Source organism: Mycobacterium sp. 1165196.3 (genome assembly GCF_001673415.1).
Taxonomy (GTDB): domain Bacteria; phylum Actinomycetota; class Actinomycetes; order Mycobacteriales; family Mycobacteriaceae; genus Mycobacterium; species Mycobacterium europaeum_A.
The window spans coordinates 1-23,635 of sequence record NZ_LZLU01000183.1; the positions used below are offsets into that span (position 1 = coordinate 1).

The following is a 23,635-nucleotide window of genomic DNA, read 5'->3' on the forward strand; positions in this document are numbered from 1 at the left end:
TGGCGTAGGCCGCATCCGCGCACGCCCGGATCAACTCGGCGCGCCGGTTCTGCACGGCTTGGCGCATGATCGGCACCCACTGTTCGGCCGCGACGCCTTCCGGGTTCGGCAGGTGGTTGCGCAGCTGACGGTCGATCAGACCGTTGACCGTGGCGGCGACGGCGTCGGCGGTGAAGGCTTCGGTGCCGATCATGCGCCAAGCCGTGCAGAACCGGCGCGCCGAGTTGATCCGGGCGTGCGCGGATGCGGCCTACGCCATGGCTTTTCAGTGGCACCAGGACTTCGCCAACCGGCTCGAAAAGGTGGTCGGCGCGGCCATCGCGTCGCTGGGGCTGCCCTTTGCGCGTGAAGTGGTCGACCAGCTGCGCCGCCACATCGACGACCAGCTGACCGCCGGGGTTGCGCAGCTGGGCAACATGGGCCCGCCCGACATCGTGGCGATCTCGCCGCAGGTGGATGCCGGACTGAGGTCCCTGCACGGGGTGATGACGAACACCGACCAGGTGGTGGCGGCCGTGGTGGACGGATTCCGCGCGACGGTGCGCCGTCAGCTGTTCGCCGACGCGGCCGCCCGCATCGCCGACGTGATGCGCGTGGTGGGTGTGGAACTGCTGGTGCCGCTGCGGGATCGGCTCAGCGAGGCCATGATTCAGCTGGAGATCGCCCGCTCGGAGCCGCCCACCGACGTCGGGCTGGCCCGCCTGGCCACCGATCAGTACGCGGCCTGGCCGGCGGACGCCGACGAGCTGGTGCCCAGCCGGTTCGCCGAAGCGAACAATGAAGTGCTGCTGATCAATTCGACCGCCTTCAAGGGACGCTACGAGGCCGATCTGCCCAAGGCGGTGGCCGGCGCCAACGCGATGATCCCGCTGCAGTCGGCCATCGAGGAGGCGACCGCGCGGGTGATCCTGGGCGAGTGGCAGACCACCGGCGGTGTGGCCGCACCCGGTGGGTTGATTGAGCGCACCGCCACCTGGGTCACCCGCGCGCTGGGCACCGACCCCGAGACCGGCCGCGCCCGGGTGCCCTCGATCGCGCAGTTCGACATCCATACCCGCCCAGTCGAATTGCTGCGCCGGGCCCGGCTGTACGTCGAGCGGCCCGGGGAGTCGTTCGCGGAATTCTGCAAGGTGTCGCTGCGCGACTACGTGCAGGGCGCGGGCGCCTCGGAGTCCGAACTGGTGGCGCGCCGCCGCGACATCGCCACCAAATTCGCCGAGGCGCTGTCGCTGGCGCGACCGCTGGCCAGCGTCAACGACCAGGCCCTGCAGCGGGTGCACCCCGGTCAGCAGACCGAGTACCGCTACAAGTTCTCCGAGATTCCCTTCGCCGGTCAACCCGTCGACCGGGAACTGTTCGAGGTCATCCGCAACAATCCGCGCATCGACCAGGCGACGAAGGACAACTACGGGCGTTCGCTGTCCGACGAGGACAGCGTGACCCGCATCGACATCTTCGGCTCGTATCCGAACTATTCGCCGCTGGCGTTCGACTCGGTGCTCAAGCCCGCCGCCCAGCAGTGGGCGCAGACCGCGGGGCCCGGGCGGGGCGCCTTCTGGAAATACCGTCGCTCCCGGCCGCTTTCGGCGTCCCTGCCGATGACCGATGAGCAGCGGCGCACCATGACCGGCGGCTGGTTCGTCGGTCAGCTGCTGGGCCGCATCCAGATCCCGGCGTCGCCGTTCACCGAGCCGGTGCGGATCTACGACGCCGACAGCGGGCAGTGGCTGAACTTCCCGAACCCGCTGCTGACGCCGCCGTCGGCGTTCCATGCCCCCTACGACTGGTTGCCCGCGGTGCTGGAATCGATCCTGCTGGCGATCGCGCAATCGCACGAGCCGCCGGTGATGCGATCGCTGCGGCCCTACAGCGTGCTGCGCGAGCTCTACGACGCGCATTCGCAAGACCCCGCGAGCGGCATCGTCGCGCTGTCCGCCCAGGGGCTGCTGCGTGAATTCCTGCAAGGGATCTCGAGCACAACCGGCGTGCAGTCCCGGGTGCCCGGGATCGCCGAGGCCCAGACCGCCGACGCACGCGCCGCGGCGGCGATCGAGTGGCTGACCACCATCCGCGACGTTGCGGCGCAGTATCTTCCGGCGGACATGGCCGGGGCCACCCCCGGCGGGGCGTTCACCACGGTGCCGACGCGCACCACGGCGTCGAACACGCCGATGTTCCGCGACCTGGCGCCCGACGTCTACGCGGCGACCGGTGCGCTGATCAACCTGATCCAGCACGAGGCCGAGGCGCTGGCGGCCGGCGCGGCGGCGGGCGGTCCGGTGCTCGACGGCGGTGCGCCCGTGGTGATTCCCGAAGGCGGGACGTTCTGACCATGGTGGTATCCAGTGACAACGCCCTCACGGTGATCGTCTCGCCTCACCTGCATACCGACGAGCTGCTCGGTGTCCTGTGCGATTACTCCGCCGCGGGACTGCTGGGCGTCTTCGTCTGGGTGGATGCCGGCGACGCGCGCGGGCCCGCCACCACGGCGACGATGGTCCGCGACGGGCGGTCGGAAACCGTTGTGCTGCAGCAGGTATTGACCGCCAAGCCCTACGATCGGGTCCGGGTGGCGGTGTTGGTTCCGCTCGAAGCTCCGGCGGATCAGCGGGCGCCCCTGGCCGCCGAGCAGTTCGTCGAACAGGTGGTGCGCAGTACCGCCAGGGGAGCGAGGATGACCCTGCTGCGGATGTTGCTCACCAGTGGGCGGGCCGGAGCCAGTCAGCTCAGCGCGTCGGTGGTCGTGGAGGGCTGGCACAACCTGCTGATCGCACCGGAGGATTCGCCGGCGCCCGGGCTGGGTGCGGTGCCGTGGGGACACCTGGCCGAACCGCTGGATCTGGCCCAGCGTGCCGCGCCGGTGGTCGCCGCGGTGGCCGGATTGTGGGCCGACGTGCAGCAGACCCCCTTCGACAGTGTGGAGATCCTGCCGGGCCAGACGTTGCGTGCGGTGCGCGCGTTCTACCGCAGCCTAGACACCGCCGACGTGGAACGTCGGCTGCGCGCGCGACTGTTCGATCCGGCCGGACGGCTGCCGCTGCCGCACGGCGGCCAGGTGCCCGTGCTCTACGTCGAGGACGTTTCGGCGGCCACCCAGACGATGGCCCGCGCGCTGTGGACCAAACACCGCGACGTGCTCCGCGGCCCACGGATGGGCGCCGACGACGTTGCCACGCAGGCCATTTCGATCTGGGCGGCGCTCAAGATGTTCCTGCGTTTCATGGGCGGGGCCCTGCGTAACGCCCCGTCGGCGTGGCTGTCGGCGGTCAAGGGGTCGGTATCGGCGGTGTTGGCCTCGACGGTGCAGGGCACCGTGTTCGGCGGCCGCGAATCCGCGTTCTCGGTGGTCACCAGCAGTCAGCTCGCCGACTGGCAGGACCTCGGCCGCAGCGCCGACACGCTCAACGCGGCGATCGGCGGATCCGCGGCCAACGCGCAACTGGCGCACCAGGATCTCAGCCCGCTGTGGATCGACTTCGTCAACGGCGCGCTGACCCTTGCCGACGGCGGGCGCCGCGCCAAGGGGCTCGACCCGATCCAGGTGGGCGCGGGCGTCGGTGTGCTGGCCAACGCCGCCGACGTCGTACCCAGTCGCGCGGATCGGTTCACGGCCATCCCGACATCGCTGGCCGCGGTGATCGGCGTCACCGACCTGGAGCCGGCCGACGTGCTCGGCGCCGCCGATCTGCGCCAGCGGCTGCAACGCGCCTACTCCGATCCCGCCGCGGGCGTGGAGGCCCGCGGGGCGTCGACCGAGCTGGAGCGCTGGCAGCAGCACGCGTCGAAAAGCTATGCCTGGCAGGCGGGATCGATCCTGGCCGACTTCCTCGGGCGGGCCCGCACCGAGGTGGCGCAGATCGCCGAACAGATCCAGCGGGCGGCCAGCGAGATCTCGATCGACGAGAAGGTGCGCGCCCGCCAACAGGCCATCGGCACCATCCTGGCCACGCTGACCTGGGCGACGCTGGGAGTGCTGGTCGTCCTGGTCGGAGTCGCGGTCGCCGGGTTCACCGGCTGGAAGTACACGTTGATCACCTGCGGCATACTGCTCGGCCTCTACATCGCGGTGTCGCTGACGCTGTTCCTGTTCGCCCAGCGCGACATGTTCACCTTGATGAATCTGCGGAAATCGCAACAGAATCAACTCGAGATGATGCAGGCGAATCTGCAGACCGCCCTGCAGGATGTCAGCCGCCTGTCCACCGCCTACGGCCAATACCTGTCCTGGTGTCGCGTGCTGGGGCCGGTGCTGCGCGCGCCCTTCGGGCCCGCTCCGGCGGGGCGCTCGGCCGCACCACTGATTTCCGACGGCCTACCACGCTGCGCACAGGTCGGGGTCGCCGATCCCGGCGCGGAGCGTGCCGACGACGCGGCACACGCCATCCAGCGCCGCCTCTACGCGCTCGGCTGGCTGACCAAGCCGTGGCAGGAGATGGTCACCCAGGCGGCGGGCCGACTGCGCGAGGACCCCGAAATGCTCTATCGCATGCCGGGTTTCCGGACGTCCTCGGGTCTGGATCAGTGGTCGGCGGCGGTGGCTTCCGGGCAGGTGCATTCCACCGGCGCCGACGCCCTGTGGCAGCGTGTCGAGCAGATGTTCGCCGAGGATGACCGGGTGGGCACGGCGCTCACCGGTGCGGTGTTGGCGCCCGCGATGGGCCAGCACGTGGGCTCCGAGCAGTTCGCGGCCGGGGTGGTCGACCACCGGCCGGGACAAGCCGCCCCCTTCGATGGCTCGGTGTTCACCGACGCGGCGATGACCGCGGGCCGCTGCGCGGTAGCCATCGATACCGCCACAATCGCCCGGCCCGGCCTGGGTTTCCGGGCGACGGTGGTGCAGGCCAGCGACGGCCTGGCGCCCTATGACTTCACCCTGTTCGAGGTGCCGCTGGCGGCCGCGTCGGGATTCGAAACGGAGAAGACCGCGGTGATCACGCACACCGAGCACCGCGACGCACCGCCCGGCGGGGATTTGGTGTTCTAGCATGCCCGATCCACAGCACTCCGGCGACGCCGACGACCCCCGTCTGAACGCCCTGATCGCGTGGCGCCAACGCCTCATCGACTCCGGGGCGGTGTCCAAGGCGGGGTTCAAGGAAACCCACCTGCGGCTGATACTGCGTTCCGGACGCACTGACGTGGAACAGATTCGGGCGATGCTGCCCGGATCGGTCGCCGACTATGCCGAGGAGCTGGCGGCCGTGCTGGCCGAGGTGGACTCGGAAGCATCGCCGGGCCGCCATCACCGCCCGGGAAGCCTGTCCGCGGTGGAACCCGACGGTGCAACGACCGGCGCCGCGACACTGGCCGACGGCGGGGCGGGTGACCAACCACCGCTGAGCCCAAGCGATTTCGCCGCCTACACCTTCGGCGAACAGACCGGCCCACTGGCCGCGGTCACCGTCAGACCATCCCGCGACGACGCCGACGGCCGCGAGCTGGCCTGGACGCCGTACCTGGCGGGCGGCGAGGCCGTGGTGATCTACCGGCTGGTCGCTCAGGAGGACAACGCGCCGTATTCTCCGGATCGGGCCCGGCTGGTGGCGGCCACCACCGCGACCACCGCGGCCGACCCGCTGCCCTCGGCCGCGGCGGTGCGCTACTACCAGGTCTGGGCGAACGTCGGTGCGACCCGCGCGGAAGCGCTTGCGGCGCAACCCATCAAGCACGCCGAGGGTGTCGCGGTCAGCCCGGTGCGCGATTGCGTCGTTCGACAGGACAACGGCAAGGTCATCGGCAGCTGGACAGTGCCGTCGGCGGTGAGCGCCGTATTTGTGTCCCGGTTGCCGGTCGAGGAAGCCGGTCGTGAGGGTCCCCAGCATCGGATCCTGCTCGACCGTGACAATCGGGCGGGATTCGTCGACTCCGACCCGGCTCCCGGCCGCCATTACCTGTACCGGATTCGGGCGGCCGTCCCGGTCAACGGCGTGCTGCGGCTGGCGGCGGCGGTGGAGGCCGACGTCGAAATCGCCGCCGTCCTGACACCGGTCACCGACCTGATGGTGACGTCGGCACCGGGGTCGGCCGAGGGCTTCGAACTTACCTGGAAGCCGCCGGCCGCGGGTGAAGTGGTGATCTATCGCAGCCAGACCGGTCCGGCGGCCGGGGCCGAGGCCAACGACTTGCCCGAGGCGGCGCTCGAGCAGATCGGGCTGACCCCGGATTTGCGCTTGACACAACCGATTAGCGAGCAGCCAGGCCCCGATGGACGGCCGCGGTCGATGATGTCGGGGGTGTCCTGGCCGACGGACTGGAGTCGCGCCTACTTCACCCCGGTCACCGTGCTGGCGGGACGTGCGTTGCTGGGCAAGACCTTCTGCTCGGTACGCACCGGAGCCATCCGCGACGTCGAACTGGCCGAGTACTGCAACAAGCAGGTCCTGACATTCGACTGGCCGCAAGGCGCCGCCGTCGTCGTGGTGTACCTGGCGCCCAAGGGCTACGACCCGCGCAACGGGCTGACCGGCACGTCCTACGAAATCACCGTCGAGCAATACGAAAAGTACGGCGGCCTGCAACTGCCCAACGGCAAGCTCCCGGTGAGCGGGTGTTCCCTGCATCTGGCGCCGGTGGCCTTCTCCGCCGGCCGCCGCGCCATCGGGCCCGTCCGCAGCATCGAGTACGCCGGCCTGCTGCGGCTGCAATACGCGGTGCAGTTGAGCCGCGACCCGGCGGGGCAACCGTCGCACGCCACCATCTATATGCGGTCCGAATACGACGTGCCCGGGTCGCCGGCGTTCGTGCTGATCAACCACCCGGATCGAATTCCGTTGTCGCCCACCGATGGCGAGGCGCTCGATGCCGCACCGCTGGACGCGCAGGGTGGCTTGGCGGCCACGCCGTCCAAGGAACTGCGGTGGTCGGCGTTGACCACCGCGGGAACCGCCGAGCCGTGGGCCGTCGATCTGCGGGGCCGGCGCGGATGGATCAGGTTGTTCGTCAACACGCCCTCGGCGGCGCGGCTGCGCACCATCGCGCTCCTGGACCCGCCCGTGCACAGCCTCCGCCTCAGCGTGGGCGCACCATGACGCCGCGCTACGGCCAACTCGCCTACACGAGCTTCGACCAGCCGGGAGGCGCGGGGGGCTGGCAGGTCAAGCAGACCGTCGGGGAGCTGTCGGCGGAGGAAACCCAGCGCTTGGCGTCGGGTGTGCGCACCGCCTTTCGGCCGGTGACGCCGCTGCCCGACTATCCCACTCCGGAACAGCTGGACGCGGCGCCGCGGCGCCTCGAGTACCGCCGATGGGCCAGCGATGCGGCGGGCTACTGGCACACCGTCGCCGCGGGTGCAGATAGCACCGGGCGGCCGGGCAACGTGTTCGCGCACGTATTGCTGGACAGGGCACCGGATTCGGCGCCGCGGCTGCGACCAATCCAGCGGTGGGGCTCGCCGGCGTGGTTACGTCCGTTCGGTGCGGCGGCCGTCGCTCGGGCCACCTTGCCCGGTGATCCGCCGGGCGCGGCGCAAGTCGTCACCCGAGAAACCGCGATCGCGTTCGCCCTGGACACCAGCACCTGGCGGGTGGGCACCCTGCTCGGATTGCTGGACGCGGTGGCGGCCGCGCTCGACGGGGGCGCACCCGTGGTGTTGGGCGCGGTCTCCGTTGACTCGGCCGCGCAGTGGATCGGCCTGGTGAGTTTCCTCATGTCGCCGGGAACCGCGGCCACCCTGAACTTCAGCACCTTCGATCGCGCCGACCAGCTCGGTCCGGCGCAGCACGCCATCGCGCACCTGGCCGCGGTGCCCATCGCTGACTTGGACACGGTCCCAACCGGTTTCGTGGTCATCGACGAGACCGCGACGCTATCGCTCGGGGAGCTGGGTGGCGATCCGCATCGGACCGCTGCCGGCCAGGCGATCGAGGTCACCGCCTGGTCGGTGATGGCACAGGAAGTGCTGCTCGACCCGCAGTCAGCCCTCGCGGTGCTCGATGAACTCGACCACCGCGCCGCACAAACCCAGGATCGAGACCTGCACCCGGCCTGGCCCCTGGCCGTCACGATCGCCGCCGACGAGGATTTCTCCGCCGCCCATCCCGAAGCGAACGCGATCATCACCGCGCACTCGCCGGCGGGCATCGCCCCCGGATCACCGACCGAACGCCTTGTCGACGAGGCGCTTTCGGCGCTCGTCGGCCAGACTACATCCGATGCCTGGAAGGCAGTCGAAGAGCACCTACCTGGCTTTGCCGGCGAGCACGCCACGCTGACCTACCTGTGCCGGGCGATCGACGACGCCACCTGGCTGGATCAACTGGGTCCGATTCCGTTGGGCCGCAACACCTATCACGGCCGTCCGGTTCCGGAGCCGCTGACGGCCGCCCTCGGGCCGGCTTTGCAGCGGACCGGCGCCACCGGTGACCCGCAACGACTGCTCAAGCTGGTCGATCTGCTGCTGCGGGCGGGCGTCGCCGACGACCGCCTGACGCAGGCCCTCACCGATCGGGTCGCGGCCCAGCTGGCCGACCCGCACGCGGGGCCCACGCTGGCCCGACGGCTGACGCATCGGCTTGGCCCGGAAACCCGGCTCGCCGCGGCCGCCGCGACGCTGCGTCTGAATTGGGAAGGCGCGTCGGCGATCAGCGACACCGTGCTGGACTGGTTCGCCGACGGATCCAGCATGCCCACGCCGGGCGAGCTGCTGGCCGCGCAGCCGTGGGATGCGACGTGGACCCGCGCGGCGGTGTGCGGCATGCGCGCCGAGCGCCATCCGAGTGACGCGGACAGCTTCGCCGAGCTGTGGTGGTTCGCGGCGAACGGATCCCCATACCGCGACGAGCTGGCGGCCCGTCACGTGTGGGATCCGGCGCAATTGCTGGCGGCGGGCGGAGCCGCGTTGAGCACCGCGGCGCTGTTGCCGACGCTGCTGGGGGCACCGGACAGTGAGTCGTTGCTGCGGCTGGCCGACGAGATCACCGCCGCCAACAACGATGACCTCGCGGTGGCAAGTGCCGCGCTGCGCGCGGTGAGCCCGGCGTCCTGGGTGCAGCGCGGCTACATCAGCACCCATCAGCGGGCGTACTGCGGGCTGTGGGATACGGCGTTGGGTGAGATCGGCCCTGGGCGGGTGCACGCCGACTGCGCTGCGCGGGTGACGGTGCTGGCGGCCCTGGGCGTGATCGCCGGACAGCCACGCCCCGTGCTCGCGGCTCAACTGGCCGCCGATCGCGCGGTGGCCGGGGCCGCCGCCGAGCAACTGGTCGCCCTCGCCGATGCCGAAATCGTCACGGCCACAGAGGTGTTGGCGGCCAGCCTGTTGCGCACCGACGCCGCCGAACCGGCGGATGCCGTCGATGCTGTGCTGGCCTCGGCCGCCGCCGCACTGACCTTAGGCCGGCAGTTCAGCGAAGACAACCAGGAGGCGGTGCTCGCGACGATGATGCGGATGGCCGGCAGCAACGAGGCAGCGCCGCCGCGGCGATACCGGAAGCTGCTGAGCGCCATGCTGGCCCGCCGCTCCGACGGGCAAGCGCCGCTGGCTACCCCGCCGGCTCCGATGTGGAGGAACCCCTGATGCCGATCTACGCCCTGACCGCACGTAATCAGCGCGCCCACATACCCGTCGGGCCGCTGTCGGTCTCGATCAGCGGTGCGGTACACGACGCCGCCCTCGACATACAGGGCGCGCCGGGTCAGGCCGTGGTGCGCTCCAGCCCCCAGCATGTCGTCCTGCCGTCGCTGACCGGTCCCGTCACCATCGCCGTGCGCCCCGCCTTCACAACACAATTCGGCGCCGGCACGGTCGTGCATCTCGCGATCGCCCACGATGTGCCCGACGATGCCGACCCCGTCCAGGTGCTGTTCGACCCGGTGGACGTCAGCGGCGACACCGCGGTGGTGTTCGCCGAACTGCGCCCGGCCGGCCACCACATCGAGGTCTCCGTGACCGCCGCGGCCGACACGGCGCTGAGCCCGCTGGCGGCCGCGGCCCGCACCTCGGCACGGCGTCTCATCGGCCGGGACCGCAAGCAGGCCCACGCCGAACTCGTTGTCGCACTGAACGGTTCGGCGTCGATGCGCCCCTGGTTCGCCGATGGCAGCGCGGCGGCGGCCACCGACGTGGCGGTGGGGGTAGCCGACGCCCTCGGAATCCGCGACGTGGCCGCGGTGCTCGTCGGAGCCGACGTCACCAAGATCGCTGCGGAAAACGACGCCGCCGGGCCGGGTGCGGGGCTCGCCGAAGCGGTGCGCAAGCTACAGCCGCGATGGTCGGCGGGCGCGCGCTGGTCGCGGCTGCGCACCGACATCGCCACCGTGGCCTGTTCGGACTTCCCGGTCAGCGGCGTGCAGCGCGGCTTCGCGTTGATCACCCTGTCCGATGACCGCCGGGTCGCCGGACCGCGGCTGCCGGCGCCGCGCTCGGGGCAAGACGCGGCCGCGGAACTGCTCGCGCATCCGCAGGTGCTCGATGACATCACCGCCGGGCTTGTTCGGGCCCTCACATGACCGCGCCCGCAATCCCGGCGATTTTGACCAAATGCCCACGGTGCTTTGCGCTTTTGGATCCCGACCACCACTTGTGGACACTGGCGCCCACCAGTGGTGCACCCCGCTATCACGACGAGGTCGGCTCGGCGTTCCTGGGAGCGAAGGCCGACATCGGGCCGATGTTCCGGTGGGATCGTCCGCCCGGGTACAACGGCCCGCCGCCGCCGAACATCGCCGCCCAGGCGCTGCGCGGTCCCGTCCTCGAGATCTGCCCGGTGTGCCACTTCACGCTGCCCGATCGATGGCGCGAAGGCCAGGCGTACTGCATTGCGATGGCGGGGGCCCGCGCGACCGGCAAGAGCCTCTACGTCGCCGTGCTGGTTCGCCAACTGCAGCTGTTGTGCGAACACCTCGGATTCGCGATGGCGCCCGCGACGCGCTCGACGGCCGTCGCCTACACAACCCATTACGAGACACCGCTGTTCGTGCAGCGCGGCCTGATCCCGCCGACACCGACGATAATGACCCAGACGTCCACGCAGCGTGAGCCACTGATTTTCAGCCTGGGCACCTGGCACGGGGTGCAGCGTTATCTGGTGCTGCGCGACGTCGCCGGCGAGGACATGGAGTCCGGAAACCTGCATTCGCCGCCGTTTCGGTTCTTCAGCAATGCCGAGGCCGTGTTCTTCATGTTCGATCCGCTTCGGGTGCAATCGATTCGGGATCAGCTCCAAGACCTGCTGCCCCCGCAGATGGTGAGCGGGGGAGACCCGGGCGGCGTGCTCAACAACGTGATGATGGCCATCGGATCCGGCGAACCACGGCTGGCGGTCATCTTGTCGAAGTTCGACGCGCTGCGGGCGCTGCGCGACGTCGATGGCTCCGAGTGGAGCATGGTGATGTCCAACGCGGGCGCCGCGTATCTGCGTGATCCCTCGGATTCGGTGCTCTATGACGACAACGACGGTCAATTGCTGCACGAAGAGGTGCGTAGCCTGCTGACGCGGCTCAACGCCGGATCCATCATCGCCGGCGTCGAAAACCCATCCACCCCAAGGCGGCTGAGGCACCGCTTCTTCGTCGTCTCGGCCCTCGGCCAGCCACCGAGCGGGCAGCGACTGCACGCCCGGGGCATCGCGCCGTTCCGGTGCGTCGACCCGGTCCGTTGGGTCACCTCGAGTTTCGGCGTGCTCTAGGTTTCGGCGCGGCGAACATGACCACCCCACCTCAGAACCCATTCGAGCACAATCCGTTTGGCGCTACGCCGTTCGGAAGTGTCCCGTCCGGGCCTCCGGTGTATGCGGCGCCGGTGCCACCTCCGGACCGCCCGCCGGTCAACGCGTTGGCGACGTTGTCGGTGGTGTTCGCGTTCGTGTTCGCCCCCGTCGGGGCGGTGCTGGGGCACCTGGGGCTTCGGCAGATCCGGCGCACCGGTCAGCGCGGCCGGGACCGTGCGTTGGTGGGGACGGTGCTGTCGTACGTGGTGATCGCCGTCGTGGCGGCCGTTTTGGTGGTGTGGCTCACCCGGCCCGACAGCCCTGCCGCCCGCACCGCCGCACCCACCACGGCTTCCCCGCCCGCTGGCCCCGCGGTCACGCCGTCCGATCTGGCACGGCTGGTGCCCACTCTCGCCGACGCCAAAGCCATCACCGGTGACGACAAGCTGATACAGGCGGTGATCCTGCGCCGGCCCGAAGATCTCGCGGCCGGCGGACAAACCACCGACCGTCCGGAATGCCGCGGCGCTCTATATGCCGGCGTGCCGGACCTGTACAACGTCGGAGCCCTCGTCAACTACTACATGCCGGTCTTCGCCGACCGGGATGACCCAGCCAACACGAGGTCGATTGACGCTGCCATCGCGGCGTTTCCGGATTCGGCCGCGGCGCAAGCGCAACTGGCGAAGATGTCGTCGGCGTGGCGCCAGTGCGGCGGCCTGCCGGTGAAGATCACGTTCCTCAATAAGAGCACCGTGGCGTTCTCGCTCAACGAGCCGATCGATGCCGGCAACGGCATCACCACCATCGAAGCCGCGGCGCGCGATGACCTGTCGGTGCATGCGATCGCCGCGAAGGCCAACGTCGTGATCGATCTGCTGGTGTCCTACACCGGCAACGACGTGGACCGTGCCCGCCAGACCGCCACGGCCGTCGCCAACCAGATCCTCGACAAGATTCCGGGCTGAACCATGACCAACCCCTGGCAGGGCAACCCATTTGGGCCCAGTCCATTCGGCGGTTCGTTGCCGACGCAAGGTCAGCCACCGCCGCTGCCGCCGTCCGCACCGCGTGACGAGGCGAATGTCCTGGCGACGTTGTCGGTGGTGTTCGCGTTCGTATTCGCACCCCTCGGCGCGATTCTGGGGCACGTAGGACTTTCACAGATCCGGCGCACCGGCCAGCGCGGTCGCGATCGTGCCCTGGTAGGGGTCACGCTCTCGTACGTCTTCATCGCGGTGGCGGTCGTCGCATTGGCCGTCGGGTTGACTCAGGCCGGCAGTCCACCGACGCACCGTGCCGGACCAAGCACGACGACCGCTCCCAGCGCGACGACGACGGCGACCACCACGACGCCGCCCCCACCGCCTACCGTCGCGCCCGCAAATCTGGACGGATTGCTGCCCAGCCTCGACGACGTCAGGAACATCACCGGAGATCCGAATCTCAAGGGCGAGGACCCGGTCCACCAACTCACCCCGCTCAGTCCCAAAGATGGGGCGTATGACCGGCCCGAATGTGCGGCCACGATCGCCATCGGCATCCCGGACGCCTACACGGTGACCCCGCTGGGTGTCGCCATGTCGGGATTTTTCGACCTCCAGAGTGCGGGCGGCCCAAGGGGATCCGTGCAATCCGTGGCTGCCATGCAGGATCCGGCTACGGCGCAAAAGCAATTGGGTGATCTGCGTTTGGTATGGCAGCGATGCGGCGGCTCGACCGTGAAATTGACCTATGCCGACAGTGGTCGAGTCGTGTCGTTTTCGGTCGGTGTGCCTGCGGATTCCGGCGGGGGCATTACCACCATCGATGCCCATGCTCAGGGACAGCCGGTGCGTTTTGCGTTGGCCATGGCCGTCAAGAACACTGTGTTCATCGAGGTGCGGGCGAGCGCCGCCGCCGTCGATCGCGCGCACCAGGCGGCAGTGGACGTTGTCAACTACACACTCGGCAAAATCCCGGGCTGACAGGACCCATCGATGAACCAACCGCAGAATCCATTCGGCCCTAATGCCTTCGGCCAAACCCCGTACGGTGGTGTCCCATACGGGGGAATGCCGCCGGGGCCGCCCATCTACACTGCGCCGCCACCGGAGCGGCGGCGCGCCAACGCCTTCGCGACGTTATCGGTCGTGTTCGCGTTCGTTTTCGCGCCCGCCGGAGCGGTCCTGGGCCACCTGGGCCTGGCGCAGATACGCCGTTCCGGTGAACGCGGGCGTGATCGCGCGATCGTCGGCTTGATGCTGTCGTATGCGGTCATCACGCTGACGGTGGTGGGCGTGGTGGCGTGGGCGACCCAGTCCGACGACGGCTCATCTCGGACGGCGTCAGGCACCAGCGCGCCAGCCTCGACCGGTGCAGGCTCGTCCCCGCCGTCGTCCATGGTCACCCCGACGGGCCTGCCCGCGCTGCTGCCGACGATCGACGACGTCAAACGGTTCGTCGGGGACCCCAACCTCGTTGCCTTGCCACCGACGTTCAGGCCAGGCCCGGATTCCGACAGCGCGTCGGTGGATCGCCCCGAGTGCTGGCCGGTCATGGGGGGCGGCGCTCCGAACTCCGACACGCAGGCCCTCGTGGGTTACTACGGGTTGGTGCTGGTCGACGACCACGACATACCCGCACTCAAGGAAGCGGGGCAGGCGCTCATGTCCTTCCGGGACCCGCCGGCCGCGCAACGGCAGCTGGCGAATCTGGTGTCGATATGGCGCAAATGTGGCGGGTCGACGATGAACATCCTTCCGCCTCCGGGCAAGCAGGCGGCGCCGGTCGCGGTCTCGATGGGTGTTCCCTCCGACGCCGGAAACGGCATCACCGCCATGGTTTTGACCACCCAGGGCCCGGTGCTGCGGTCGCGCAACGACCGAGCGATTGCCGCCAAAAACAATGTGGTCGTTGACATCAATGTCGTACTGGTGGACACCGACCGCGGCCAGCAGGCCGCACTCGACATCGCCAACTTCATCCTCAACAAGATTCCAAGCTGAACACATGACGAATCCTTTTGGCGCCAGCCCATTTCAACCGAACCCGTTCGGAGGTCCGCCAGGTCCGCAACACCCGCCGCGACCGCCGGTCCCACCGGCGCGCGACGAGGCGAACGTGTTGGCGACGCTCTCGGTGGTGTTCGCGTTCGTCTTCGCCCCGGCCGGTCTCATCCTGGGCCACTTGGCATTAGCGCAGATTCGCCACAGCGCACAGCGTGGTCGCGACCGCGCCTTGGTCGGGGTGACGTTGTCGTATGTGTTCATCACCGCATTGGTGGTTGCGTTGATCGTCGGGGCGGTCATGCCTGACGCGAGGTCAATCCAAGCCGCGCCACCAACCACCACCACGAAGCCACCGCCGCCCACCGTCGCGCCGGCCGATCTCGACGGGCTGCTGCCGACTCTCGACGACGCCAAAAGGTTCACGGGCGACCCGACATTGACGGTCTATACGACATACCATCGGCCCACGCTCGACCCGCAGGCGACTACGATCGACCGACCGGAGTGTTTCGGGGCGTTTCGTTCCGGCGAGCCCTCGGTCTACGACCTGTCACTCATCAGCGGCTATTCCGAGTCCAACTTCCTCGACACCAACGAACCCCTCAATCAATGGAGCGTAGGGGAAGGGGTCGCGGCGTATCGCGACGCCGCGGCGGCGCAGACACAGCTCGCCAACCTGCGATCCATCTGGCAGCGATGCGGGGGCTTAACGGTCAATGAGACACGCAGTAGCGGCAAGGCATACCCGGCCTCCATGACGTTGCCCGCCGATGCGGGCAACGGCATCACGACCATGGACAACGTGTCAGACACCCCGATTCGCGTCTTCGGTGTCCGCGCGATCGCCGCTAAAACCAACGTGGTCATCGACGTAGGGGTGTGGGCCACCAGCAATACCGACCGCAGCCGGCAAACTGCCCTCGCGGTCACCAACTTCATCCTCAACAAAATCCCGGGTTAGCCGCATGTCAAATCCCTTTGGCGCCAGCCCCTTTCACCCGAACCCGTTCGGTGCCGCACCGCCCGGCCCGCAACACCAGCCGCCACCGCCGGGCCCGCCGCGTGCTGAGGTCAATGTGTTGGCGACGTTGTCGGTGGTGTTCGCGTTCGTCTTCGCCCCGGCCGGTCTCATCCTGGGCCACTTGGGATTGGCGCAGATGCGGCGCACCGGCGAGCGTGGCCGCGATCGCGCTCTGGTGGGCGTGACGCTGTCGTACGTGTTCATCACCGCGGCGGTGGTCGCGGTGATCGTCCGCGCGACGCTGCCCGACGCGACTCGGGCCGCGACGCCCGCGACCACGGCGCAGATCACCACCACGACGCAACCTTCAGCGCCGACCGTCACGCCAGCCGATGTTGACGGACTCTTGGCGAATCTCGAGGACATCAAAAACTTCACCGGTGATCCGGCCATGGAGGCTGGTGCGACGGTCCACCAACCGACACCCGACCCGGGGCGTGGCCGAATCGACCGGACGGATTGCTGGGCCGTCATGGAGGCCGGATCTCCGGAGACGTATGACGTACCGGCCATCGCTGGGTTCGCGGGGTCGGGCTTCGCCGATTCCCACGACGTCGATCACCAGTGGGGTGTTGGTCAGACGGTCGCAAGGTTTCACGACGCGGCGGCGGCGCAGGCTCAGCTGAACAAGGTGCTGTCGATCCTTCGTCGATGCGGCGGCGCGATGATGAATGCCACCTGGCCGAACGGCCAGACGTACCCGGTGGCCATGGAGCCGCCCGTCGACGCCGGCAACGGCGTCACCACCATGGCGCACGTGCTGCAGACGCCGACCCGGATGTTCTGCATCCAAGGGTTAGCCGCGAAAGCCAACGTGTTTGTTCAGGCGGGCGCGTGCGCCAGCGACGGGCCCGGCCCGAGCGAGCACGCCACGATGGCCCTGACGAACCTGATCCTGGGCCGGATCCCCGGCTAGCCGGCCGGCTACTCAGCCGCCGAAGCCGGCCGGAGGCGCCGCGACCGGAGCCGGACCACCCAGGCCCAGGTGGCTGGAGGCGAAGGCGACTCCCTTGTCGATCATCGTGCCGTCGTCGGCGTAGGTGTTGTGTGCGGCGAAGTTGAGGCCGTCGGAACAGACCGGGTCCTCGGTGGCGCACACCTTGATGGTCTTGTCCTGATACGCCGGGCCGATTTCCACGGGCGGTTCGTTGAGGAAGTTCATCGCCCGCACGTTGGGCATGCCGAACAGCACCACCGAGGAGACGTGGTTGGCCACGTCGGGGGCCAGCGGCTTGGGCACGGTGTTGGGGTCGATGCCGTCGGGCACGGCGGCCGAGGTGACAAAGCCCATCACGGCCGCGCCCTGCGAGTAGCCACCGAGCACCATCTTGGTGTTGGGGCAGTCATGGGCCATCGAATTCACGTGCGCGCCCGCGTCTCTGACGCCGTCGATGCCGGTCGCCCACTGATCGCTGGCGGGGTAGTTGACGGGGTAGACGTCGAAGGACCGTCCGCCCACGCGCTGGTGCAGGGCGTCGACGAAGGCCTGGCCGGTGGGGCCCACGCCCGGTGCTTCACCGGTGCCGCGGGCGAACACCACTTGCACGTCCGGACACTGGGCCGACGCGGAGGGGATAACGGAGGCGGACACGGCCGAAACGGCCACGCCCGACGCTGCGAGAACTACCGCGGAACCAAGAGTGCGAACGATACGTGCGATCATGGCGTCGAAAGTGCCCATGCAAGCCCCTCCCAAAACTGTCAACTTGCCAACCATTTCGTGCTGATTTCCTATGTACCGGAGCGCAGCGACAGGGGTGGATAGCGGCGGCGTCGCCGCGATCGAACCGACGCCACCATTGCGCAGTCGGGTTGCCTACAAAAAACACTTTAAGCGGTCGTTTGGTGTTGTCCATTCAGGGTAGCCGGTCACGTGCGAGTACCAGATTCGGCACTCACTCTCTGAGAGGTGACGACATGGCAACGGGTGAAACGGGTTTCGACGACGTAACCTTCGATCTCATTTCGATTCAATACCACTCGCTGAAGGCCGGGCACGATTACGGCCAATATGTGCGAGACGCGAAGAATGCCGGCTTGGATGACGTCGCGTCCTTCTTCAGCGACGTGATGGCTCAGGACGCCGAGCGCGCCAGGCGATGCCACGAGTTCCTGGGTCAGCTGCAGGGAACAGCTGCGGCCGGACCGGCCACATGATAAGAAACCGATAGTCGGCAGGGTTTCGCCCTGAGCTAAGTCGCCGGCATCGATTGCGACCCGCCGTCGCGTATTCGCTGGCGGTGCGGCCGTTTACGCAGTTGACGGCCGTATTTCCCGTTCTGATAGACCCGTCGATGAGTTACCGCGGATGTGTCGGCAAGGTCACATACCGGCAAAGCTCGGATGCGTGCGGCGTGGCGGCCTATTAGAGTTACGTATCTTAGGGAAAGCTTATGATTCGTTAAGTACGGAAACAGGTACGGAGCAACGCTGTGGACACGGACCGTTTCGACGCAATCATCGTAGGTGCGGGTTTCGGCGGCATCGGTGCCGCTATTCAGCTCAAGCGCCTCGGGTTTGACAACTTCGTCATCCTCGAGCGCGAGGACGACTTGGGTGGCACCTGGCACGTCAACCACTACCCGGGCATCGCCGTCGATATCCCGTCGACCACTTACTCGTACTGGTTCGAACCCAAGCCGGACTGGTCACGGCTGTTTGCGCCCGGGGCTGAGGTCAAGCAGTACGCGGTGGACGTCGCCGACAAATACGACGTGCGCCGTCACATGCGTTTCAGCACGACGGTGGAAGGCGCCCAGTGGGATGAGGACGCCGCGGTGTGGCGGGTGGCGCTGGCCGGCGGCGAAACGCTGACGACCCGTTTCCTGATCACGGCTACCGGGTTCCTGTCCCAGCCCCGCATGCCGGACATCCCGGGCATCGCGCGCTTTGCAGGCAAGGTGGTCCACACCACCGCCTGGGACCACGACTACCGCTATGAAGGACGGCGTGTCGCGGTCATCGGGACCGGCGCGTCCGCGGTACAGGTCATTCCGGAGCTGGCCAAAGAAGCCGCAGAGCTGACCGTCTACCAGCGCACCGCGACCCACGTGATACCCAAGTTCGACTTCGAGTTCTCCCCGGCGGTGCGGCGCCTATTTGCGCGGGTGCCGGCTGCGCAGCGGGCGCTTCGGTGGGTGAGCGACGTCATCCTCGAGATCATCATGGTGGTGGGGGCGCTGCACTTTCGGGAGTCGCGGGGGAGGGGGAACATCTCGGCCTCCGATTTGGCCAAGATCAGTCGATTCCGGTGGATCCGGGACAAGGAACTGCGAGCCAAGCTGACGCCGGACTATGACCTCGGTTGCAAGCGGCCCACCTTCTCCAACAGCTTCTACCGCGTGTTCACCAAGCCGCACGTGCACCTGGAGACCACCTCGATCGAGCGGATCGAGCCCGACGGCATCGTGACCACCGACGGGCGCAAGACGGTCATCGACACCCTGGTCCTGGCGACCGGTTTTGATCTGTGGGAGGCCAACTTCCCGGCCATCGAGGTGGTCGGCCGCAAGGGCCGCAATCTGGGCAAGTGGTGGCGAGAGACCAGGTTCCAGTCCTATCAGGGCGTCTCCATGCCCTACTTCCCGAACTACCTGGGACTGGCAAGCCCGTTCGCCTTCTCCGGACTCTCCTTCTTCCACACCATCGAATACCAGATGCGGCACATGGACAGGTTGCTCGGCGAGGTCAAGCGTCGCGGTGCGACGACCTTCGAGGTGACCGAAGAAGCCACCGACCGATTCATGGAACGGATGACCAAGCGGCTGGACAATTCGGTGTTCTACGCCGGAAACTGCGCGACGTCGCGTTCGTACTACTTCAGTCCCAGCGGTGAGGCGTCGCTGCTGCGGCCGACGTCGACACTCAACTCGGTGCGCGAGGCCGGAGCCTTCCCACTCAGCGACTACGTGATCGCCTAGCCCTCAGTGGTGCGCGGATCCGATCAACGGTCGTCCGTTGGCGGATTGCAACAGGCAGATGACGGTGCTCGGGGTGGGGTTGGCGCCGGTGCGGTCTTGATTCGAGTCGATGAGATAGGTGATCGAAAACCGGCTACTGGCAGCGGGTTGGCCGGTATACGGGGCTAACCCGGCCGCGCAATCGCGGTTGGCTACGGTGGCGATTGCGGCGTCGACGGCCATCGGAGCGCGCAGATACACCTCGCCTAAATGTGCTGTCGCACAGTCGACTACGGTGACGTTGACGCGGCTCCCGTCGGCCGGCGGCAGGTCGGCGACGCATTCACCGGCCTGCAGGTCGATCCACTTCTCGGTATGCGAGCCCGGCTGCAAGGGGGTTGCGGCGGCCATGGCGCACGAACTCAGCATTGCCACGGCGGTCAGCCCGAACATCGTGTGAAGGCGTGAAATCCGCATCGCGGCCTCCTTTGCCCCATCCCTTAGCGGTGGAGTTTAGGGCGTATTGGTCAGCGCCGGGTCCGGTTTCTCCGACGACATCGACAGGAATCCGCGCAGGCACCGCGCGCCCAGCCACCAATTCGCCGGCTTCTTCATGTCCAGACCGCCCAGGAGCTGCTTGATCATGGTCAAAGTGTCGAAGTAAATGCGTTCGCAGACAAGCGTTTCGGTGTGGTCGAAAACGAAGTACGCGGTCATGCGGACCCAGAACCGGCTACCGGTGGGCGGCACCCTGCCCAGATAACCCCGGTGCGTGCCCATCAGCCAGAACTCCACGATCACCGCGTCGGCGCTGTGGCGCAGCGCGATGATTTCGTGGTCCTGGTCGGGAAATGCGGTCCGCGTGTAAGCGTAGTACTCGCGCACCGCCGCATCGCCGTCGTGCACCAGCATCTGGGGGATCAGCTCGTAACGCGGATGCGGGAAGGTCGACAAGACGTCATCCCAGGCGTGACGGACCTCGTCGTGGAAGTGGTCGAGCACGAGTTTCTGGCGGGCGGCCAGCACCTCAGGGGCGGGAAACGCGGGAATGGTCACGCCGATCAGCGTAGGCCCCGAACTGATAGCACATGCGCTATCGCTTTGGTCAAGGTGATATTGCCTTGGGGCAGAGGCCAACTCGGTGTGGGTCTACCGCGGCGGTGTCCACGCCACCGGCAGCGATTTGATGCCGTGGATGAACTGCGACAACAGCCGTGCGGGCTCGTCCGTCGCGACGATGTCCGGTATCTCGCGCCGCAATTCGTCGAAGACGACCCTGATCTCACGGCGAGCCAGATTGGCGCCCAGGCAGAAATGGGCACCGCCACCGCCGAAGCCGAAGTGCGGATTGGGCGTGCGCGCCACGTCGAAAATCCAGGGATTCTCGAACGTCGACTCGTCGCGATTGGCCGAGTTGTACCACAGCGTGGCCTTATCGCCGGCCTTCATTTTGGTGCCGCTGAGTTTGAAGTCGCGGGTCAGGGTGCGTCGCATGTACACCACCGGGGAGGCCCACCGCACGATCTCCTCGACGGCGGTCGGGGTCAGGCGATCGAAGTTGGACCACCACTTCTGCCGCTCGGCGGGATAGCGCGACAACGCCAGCACGCCGTGGCTGATCGCGTTGCGCGTCGTCTCGTTGCCGGCCACCACCAGCAGGATGAAGAACGACGCGATTTCGGTGGACGACAGGCGTTCCCCGTCGACCTCGGCTTCCACCAGGCTGGTGGTCAGGTCGTCGTGGTGATTGGACCGCCGGTCCTCGGCCAACGCGCTGGCGTAGGCGCCGATGTCCATCGACACCTGAAGGAATTCCTCGAAATCGGTGGCCAGGTCCGGGTCGCCGAACCCGAGAATGACGTTGGTCCAGTGGAATATGCGTTGATGGTCCTGTTCGGGGATGCCCATCATGTCGCAGATGACCTGCAACGGCAGCGGGCCGGCGAGCTCGCTGACCAGTTCGGCCTCCCCGTCGGGATGATTGGCGATCAGCGACGCAACCAGCCGCCGGGCCCGCTCGCGGACCGAGGCCTCGATGCGGGCCACCACTTTCGGGGTGAACGCGCGGCTGACGATCGAGCGCAGCCGCTGGTGGCGGGGATCGTCGAGCACGATCATCGAGCCGAAGTATTCGCTGATCTCCGGGGTGTTGTCGTTGATCGTGATGTTGGGGCTGGAGCTGAAGATGTCGGGATGGCGGCTCGCGAAATGCACGTCGTCATGTCTGGTCAGCGCCCAATGCCCGTCGCCCGGTTCAAAGCCCTCGTACTCGACCGCGGGCCAGAACGAGATCGGCGCCTCGCGGCGCAGCGTCGCAAACGCGCCGTCGCGAAAGTCGTCGTCCAACTCCCAGAAGGCCAACGACTCCAGATGGATATCGGCGAGCGGAATGTCGGGCGGGGGCGCCCCGTTCGTCCGCGGGGCAAGAGCTTTCTCGGGACCCGTCTTGAGGCTCACCAGGACCTCCTTCGTCGTGAAAACGAGTGCTGGGTCAGTGCGTACAGATGGTTCGAGCGGGTGCGCCCGTCGTTGCCGTCGCGGCGCTAACCACGTTGCCGTCGAGCAGGATCTTGCAGGAGATGGGTCCCGGCCCCTGGGCGCTGACGGTGAACACCTCACCGCCATAACCGGTGAACTCCGTCGACCACGGCAGCGGCGCATTCACCTGGTGCAGCTGCCCGTTGTCGGTTTGGTAGTAGATGAATTCGGCGACCGCCGGCCCGTTGACCTCGTAGCGGACCTTGGGCATCTGGGGCAGGGCATGGGCCATGCCGCATGCATTCGCGAATCCGAAACCGACGGCCAACAGGACCGAAGGTCCGGCGAGGTGCTTCGTCATGAATTGCATCGTGTCACCACGAGCGACGGTAGGGAAGCTTATGGTGAAGCCCGAAGCGGGGGCTGGTGCGCGGAAAGGTGGCGGCAGAACATGGCAGAACACGGCTCAAAGCGTGTGGTGGTGTACGGAACCGGCTTCGTCGGCAAGATGGTGATCGCCGAGATCGTCAAACACCCGCTGTTCGAGTTGGTCGGCGTCGGCGTCAGCAACCCCAACAAGGTCGGCCGCGACGTCGGCGAGATCTGCGGGCTACCCGAGCCCGTCGGCATCACCGCCACCGACGACGTCGACGCCCTGATCGCCCTGAAACCCGACGCGCTGGTGCACTACGGCCCGACGGCCATGCACGCCAAGGAGAACATCTCGCTGATCACCCGGTTCCTGCGGGCCGGCATCGACGTCTGTTCGACGGCGATGACCCCGTGGGTGTGGCCGACCATGCATCTCAACCCGCCGAACTGGATCCAGCCCATCACCGAGGCCTGCGAGCTGGGGGAGTCGTCGTGCTTCACCACCGGCATCGACCCCGGATTCGCCAACGACCTGTTTCCCATGACGTTGATGGGGTTGTGTTCCGAGGTGCGCCGGGTCCGGGCCTCCGAGCTGCTGGACTACACCAACTACGAGGGCGACTACGAATTCGAGATGGGCATCGGCCGCGAGCCCGAATTCAAGCCGATGCTGGAAGACCGCGACATGTTGATCTTCGCGTGGGGCGCCACCGTCCCGATGATCGCGCACGCCGCCGGCATCATGCTCGACGAAATCACCACCACCTGGGACAAGTGGGTGACGCCCACGGAGCGCAACTCCGCGAGGGGCGTCATCAAGCCCGGGCACGTGGCCGCGGTGCGGTTTACCATCAACGGTGTCTACAAGGGCGAGACCCGAATCCAGCTCGAACACGTCAACCGGATCGGCTTGGACGCGGCCCCCGACTGGCCGACGGGTCACGACAACGACGTCTACCGGGTCGACATCGAGGGGACCCCGAGCATCTTCCAGGAGACCGCGTTCCGGTTCACCGACGGCTCGGGCCGCGACGCGGCCGCGGCCGGATGCCTGGCCACCGGGCTGCGGGCACTTAATGCCGTGCCCGCGGTCAACGACTTGGGGCCGGGCTGGGTCACCCCGCTCGACCTGCCGCTGATCGCCGGCGAAGGCAGCATCCGGTGACCGTCGCACAGCGGGCGCATAGCCGCCGCTGACCCGCAATACAGGTAATGGCGGCACAATAACGG

Annotated in this window: 20 protein-coding genes; 14 read left to right on the top strand and 6 right to left on the bottom strand. The window is 67.8% G+C overall.

Features of this window, described 5'->3' with window-relative positions; genetic code table 11:
• Window positions 1–193 (bottom strand): hypothetical protein (locus A5659_RS19265; protein ID WP_231997905.1); only part of this gene is annotated, 193 nt, incomplete at its 3' end.
• Between A5659_RS19265 and A5659_RS19270 the strand changes: the two genes are divergently transcribed.
• The 11 genes from A5659_RS19270 to A5659_RS28240 all read left to right on the top strand — a co-directional run bounded on the left by A5659_RS19270 (window position 192) and on the right by A5659_RS28240 (window position 16,572).
• On the top strand, window positions 192–2,330 hold the full coding sequence (locus A5659_RS19270; RefSeq protein ID WP_231997906.1) for a hypothetical protein: 2,139 nt from the start codon (window positions 192–194) through the stop codon (window positions 2,328–2,330). The two genes, A5659_RS19265 and A5659_RS19270, sit on opposite strands and share 2 nt — an antisense overlap.
• Before the next feature lie 2 nt (window positions 2,331–2,332).
• Window positions 2,333–4,984, top strand: a complete 2,652-nt coding sequence (locus A5659_RS19275) for a hypothetical protein (RefSeq protein WP_067021904.1) — start codon at window positions 2,333–2,335, stop codon at window positions 4,982–4,984.
• A gap of 1 nt (window position 4,985) precedes the next feature.
• Window positions 4,986–7,028: a hypothetical protein gene (locus A5659_RS19280; RefSeq protein WP_067021905.1), complete on the top strand. Its 2,043-nt coding sequence runs from the start codon at window positions 4,986–4,988 to the stop codon at window positions 7,026–7,028.
• Window positions 7,025–9,514, top strand: a complete 2,490-nt coding sequence (locus A5659_RS19285; protein WP_067021906.1) for a hypothetical protein — start codon at window positions 7,025–7,027, stop codon at window positions 9,512–9,514. Before A5659_RS19280 ends, A5659_RS19285 begins: the two co-directional genes overlap by 4 nt.
• A complete protein-coding gene (locus A5659_RS19290; protein ID WP_067021915.1) occupies window positions 9,514–10,446 on the top strand; it encodes a hypothetical protein in 933 nt (310 codons plus the stop codon). The genes A5659_RS19285 and A5659_RS19290 overlap by 1 nt, the downstream gene beginning before the upstream one ends.
• Window positions 10,447–10,469: 23 nt before the next feature.
• On the top strand, window positions 10,470–11,624 hold the full coding sequence (locus tag A5659_RS19295) for a hypothetical protein (RefSeq protein ID WP_067021913.1): 1,155 nt from the start codon (window positions 10,470–10,472) through the stop codon (window positions 11,622–11,624).
• Between the two features lie 113 nt (window positions 11,625–11,737).
• Window positions 11,738–12,613: a sensor domain-containing protein gene (locus A5659_RS19300; protein WP_197498091.1), complete on the top strand. Its 876-nt coding sequence runs from the start codon at window positions 11,738–11,740 to the stop codon at window positions 12,611–12,613.
• Between the two features lie 3 nt (window positions 12,614–12,616).
• Window positions 12,617–13,612 carry a sensor domain-containing protein gene (locus A5659_RS28850; protein ID WP_067183479.1) on the top strand — a complete coding sequence of 332 codons (996 nt, stop codon included), beginning with the start codon at window positions 12,617–12,619 and terminating at the stop codon, window positions 13,610–13,612.
• Window positions 13,613–13,624: 12 nt separating this feature from the next.
• Window positions 13,625–14,632 (top strand): sensor domain-containing protein, encoded by a 1,008-nt coding sequence (locus A5659_RS19310; protein ID WP_067183482.1) that lies wholly within the window; start codon window positions 13,625–13,627, stop codon window positions 14,630–14,632.
• Between the two features lie 118 nt (window positions 14,633–14,750).
• Window positions 14,751–15,596, top strand: coding sequence for a sensor domain-containing protein (locus A5659_RS27855; protein WP_197498093.1), 846 nt, complete (start codon window positions 14,751–14,753; stop codon window positions 15,594–15,596).
• A 4-nt stretch (window positions 15,597–15,600) separates the two neighbouring features.
• Window positions 15,601–16,572 carry a sensor domain-containing protein gene (locus tag A5659_RS28240; protein ID WP_067183486.1) on the top strand — a complete coding sequence of 324 codons (972 nt, stop codon included), beginning with the start codon at window positions 15,601–15,603 and terminating at the stop codon, window positions 16,570–16,572.
• 12 nt (window positions 16,573–16,584) lie between these two features.
• On the opposite strand, the gene A5659_RS19325 is transcribed toward A5659_RS28240, so the two are convergent.
• Window positions 16,585–17,337, bottom strand: a complete 753-nt coding sequence (locus tag A5659_RS19325) for a cutinase family protein (protein WP_067183490.1) — start codon at window positions 17,335–17,337, stop codon at window positions 16,585–16,587.
• Window positions 17,338–17,573: 236 nt separating this feature from the next.
• Here A5659_RS19325 and A5659_RS19330 point away from each other — a divergent pair, with 236 nt between their 5' ends.
• Both A5659_RS19330 and A5659_RS19335 read left to right on the top strand, forming a co-directional pair.
• A complete protein-coding gene (locus tag A5659_RS19330) occupies window positions 17,574–17,813 on the top strand; it encodes an acyl carrier protein (RefSeq protein ID WP_067183494.1) in 240 nt (79 codons plus the stop codon).
• A gap of 275 nt (window positions 17,814–18,088) precedes the next feature.
• On the top strand, window positions 18,089–19,576 hold the full coding sequence (locus tag A5659_RS19335) for an NAD(P)/FAD-dependent oxidoreductase (protein ID WP_067183497.1): 1,488 nt from the start codon (window positions 18,089–18,091) through the stop codon (window positions 19,574–19,576).
• Window positions 19,577–19,579: 3 nt separating this feature from the next.
• Here A5659_RS19335 and A5659_RS19340 read toward each other — a convergent pair whose 3' ends face one another.
• From A5659_RS19340 to A5659_RS19355, 4 genes are all read right to left on the bottom strand, one after another.
• Window positions 19,580–20,032: a hypothetical protein gene (locus A5659_RS19340; RefSeq protein ID WP_067183501.1), complete on the bottom strand. Its 453-nt coding sequence runs from the start codon at window positions 20,030–20,032 to the stop codon at window positions 19,580–19,582.
• A gap of 36 nt (window positions 20,033–20,068) precedes the next feature.
• Entirely contained in the window at window positions 20,069–20,611 is a 543-nt protein-coding gene (locus A5659_RS19345) for an ester cyclase (RefSeq protein WP_067183505.1), read from the bottom strand.
• A 93-nt stretch (window positions 20,612–20,704) separates the two neighbouring features.
• The gene (locus tag A5659_RS19350) at window positions 20,705–22,012 is read right to left on the bottom strand and encodes a cytochrome P450 (protein WP_067183509.1); all 1,308 of its coding nucleotides are present in this window, start codon (window positions 22,010–22,012) and stop codon (window positions 20,705–20,707) included.
• Between the two features lie 34 nt (window positions 22,013–22,046).
• Window positions 22,047–22,394: an MmpS family transport accessory protein gene (locus A5659_RS19355; protein WP_197498095.1), complete on the bottom strand. Its 348-nt coding sequence runs from the start codon at window positions 22,392–22,394 to the stop codon at window positions 22,047–22,049.
• A 90-nt stretch (window positions 22,395–22,484) separates the two neighbouring features.
• Here A5659_RS19355 and A5659_RS19360 point away from each other — a divergent pair, with 90 nt between their 5' ends.
• Window positions 22,485–23,570 (top strand): dihydrodipicolinate reductase, encoded by a 1,086-nt coding sequence (locus A5659_RS19360; RefSeq protein ID WP_066869733.1) that lies wholly within the window; start codon window positions 22,485–22,487, stop codon window positions 23,568–23,570.
• Window positions 23,571–23,635 lie beyond the last annotated feature (65 nt).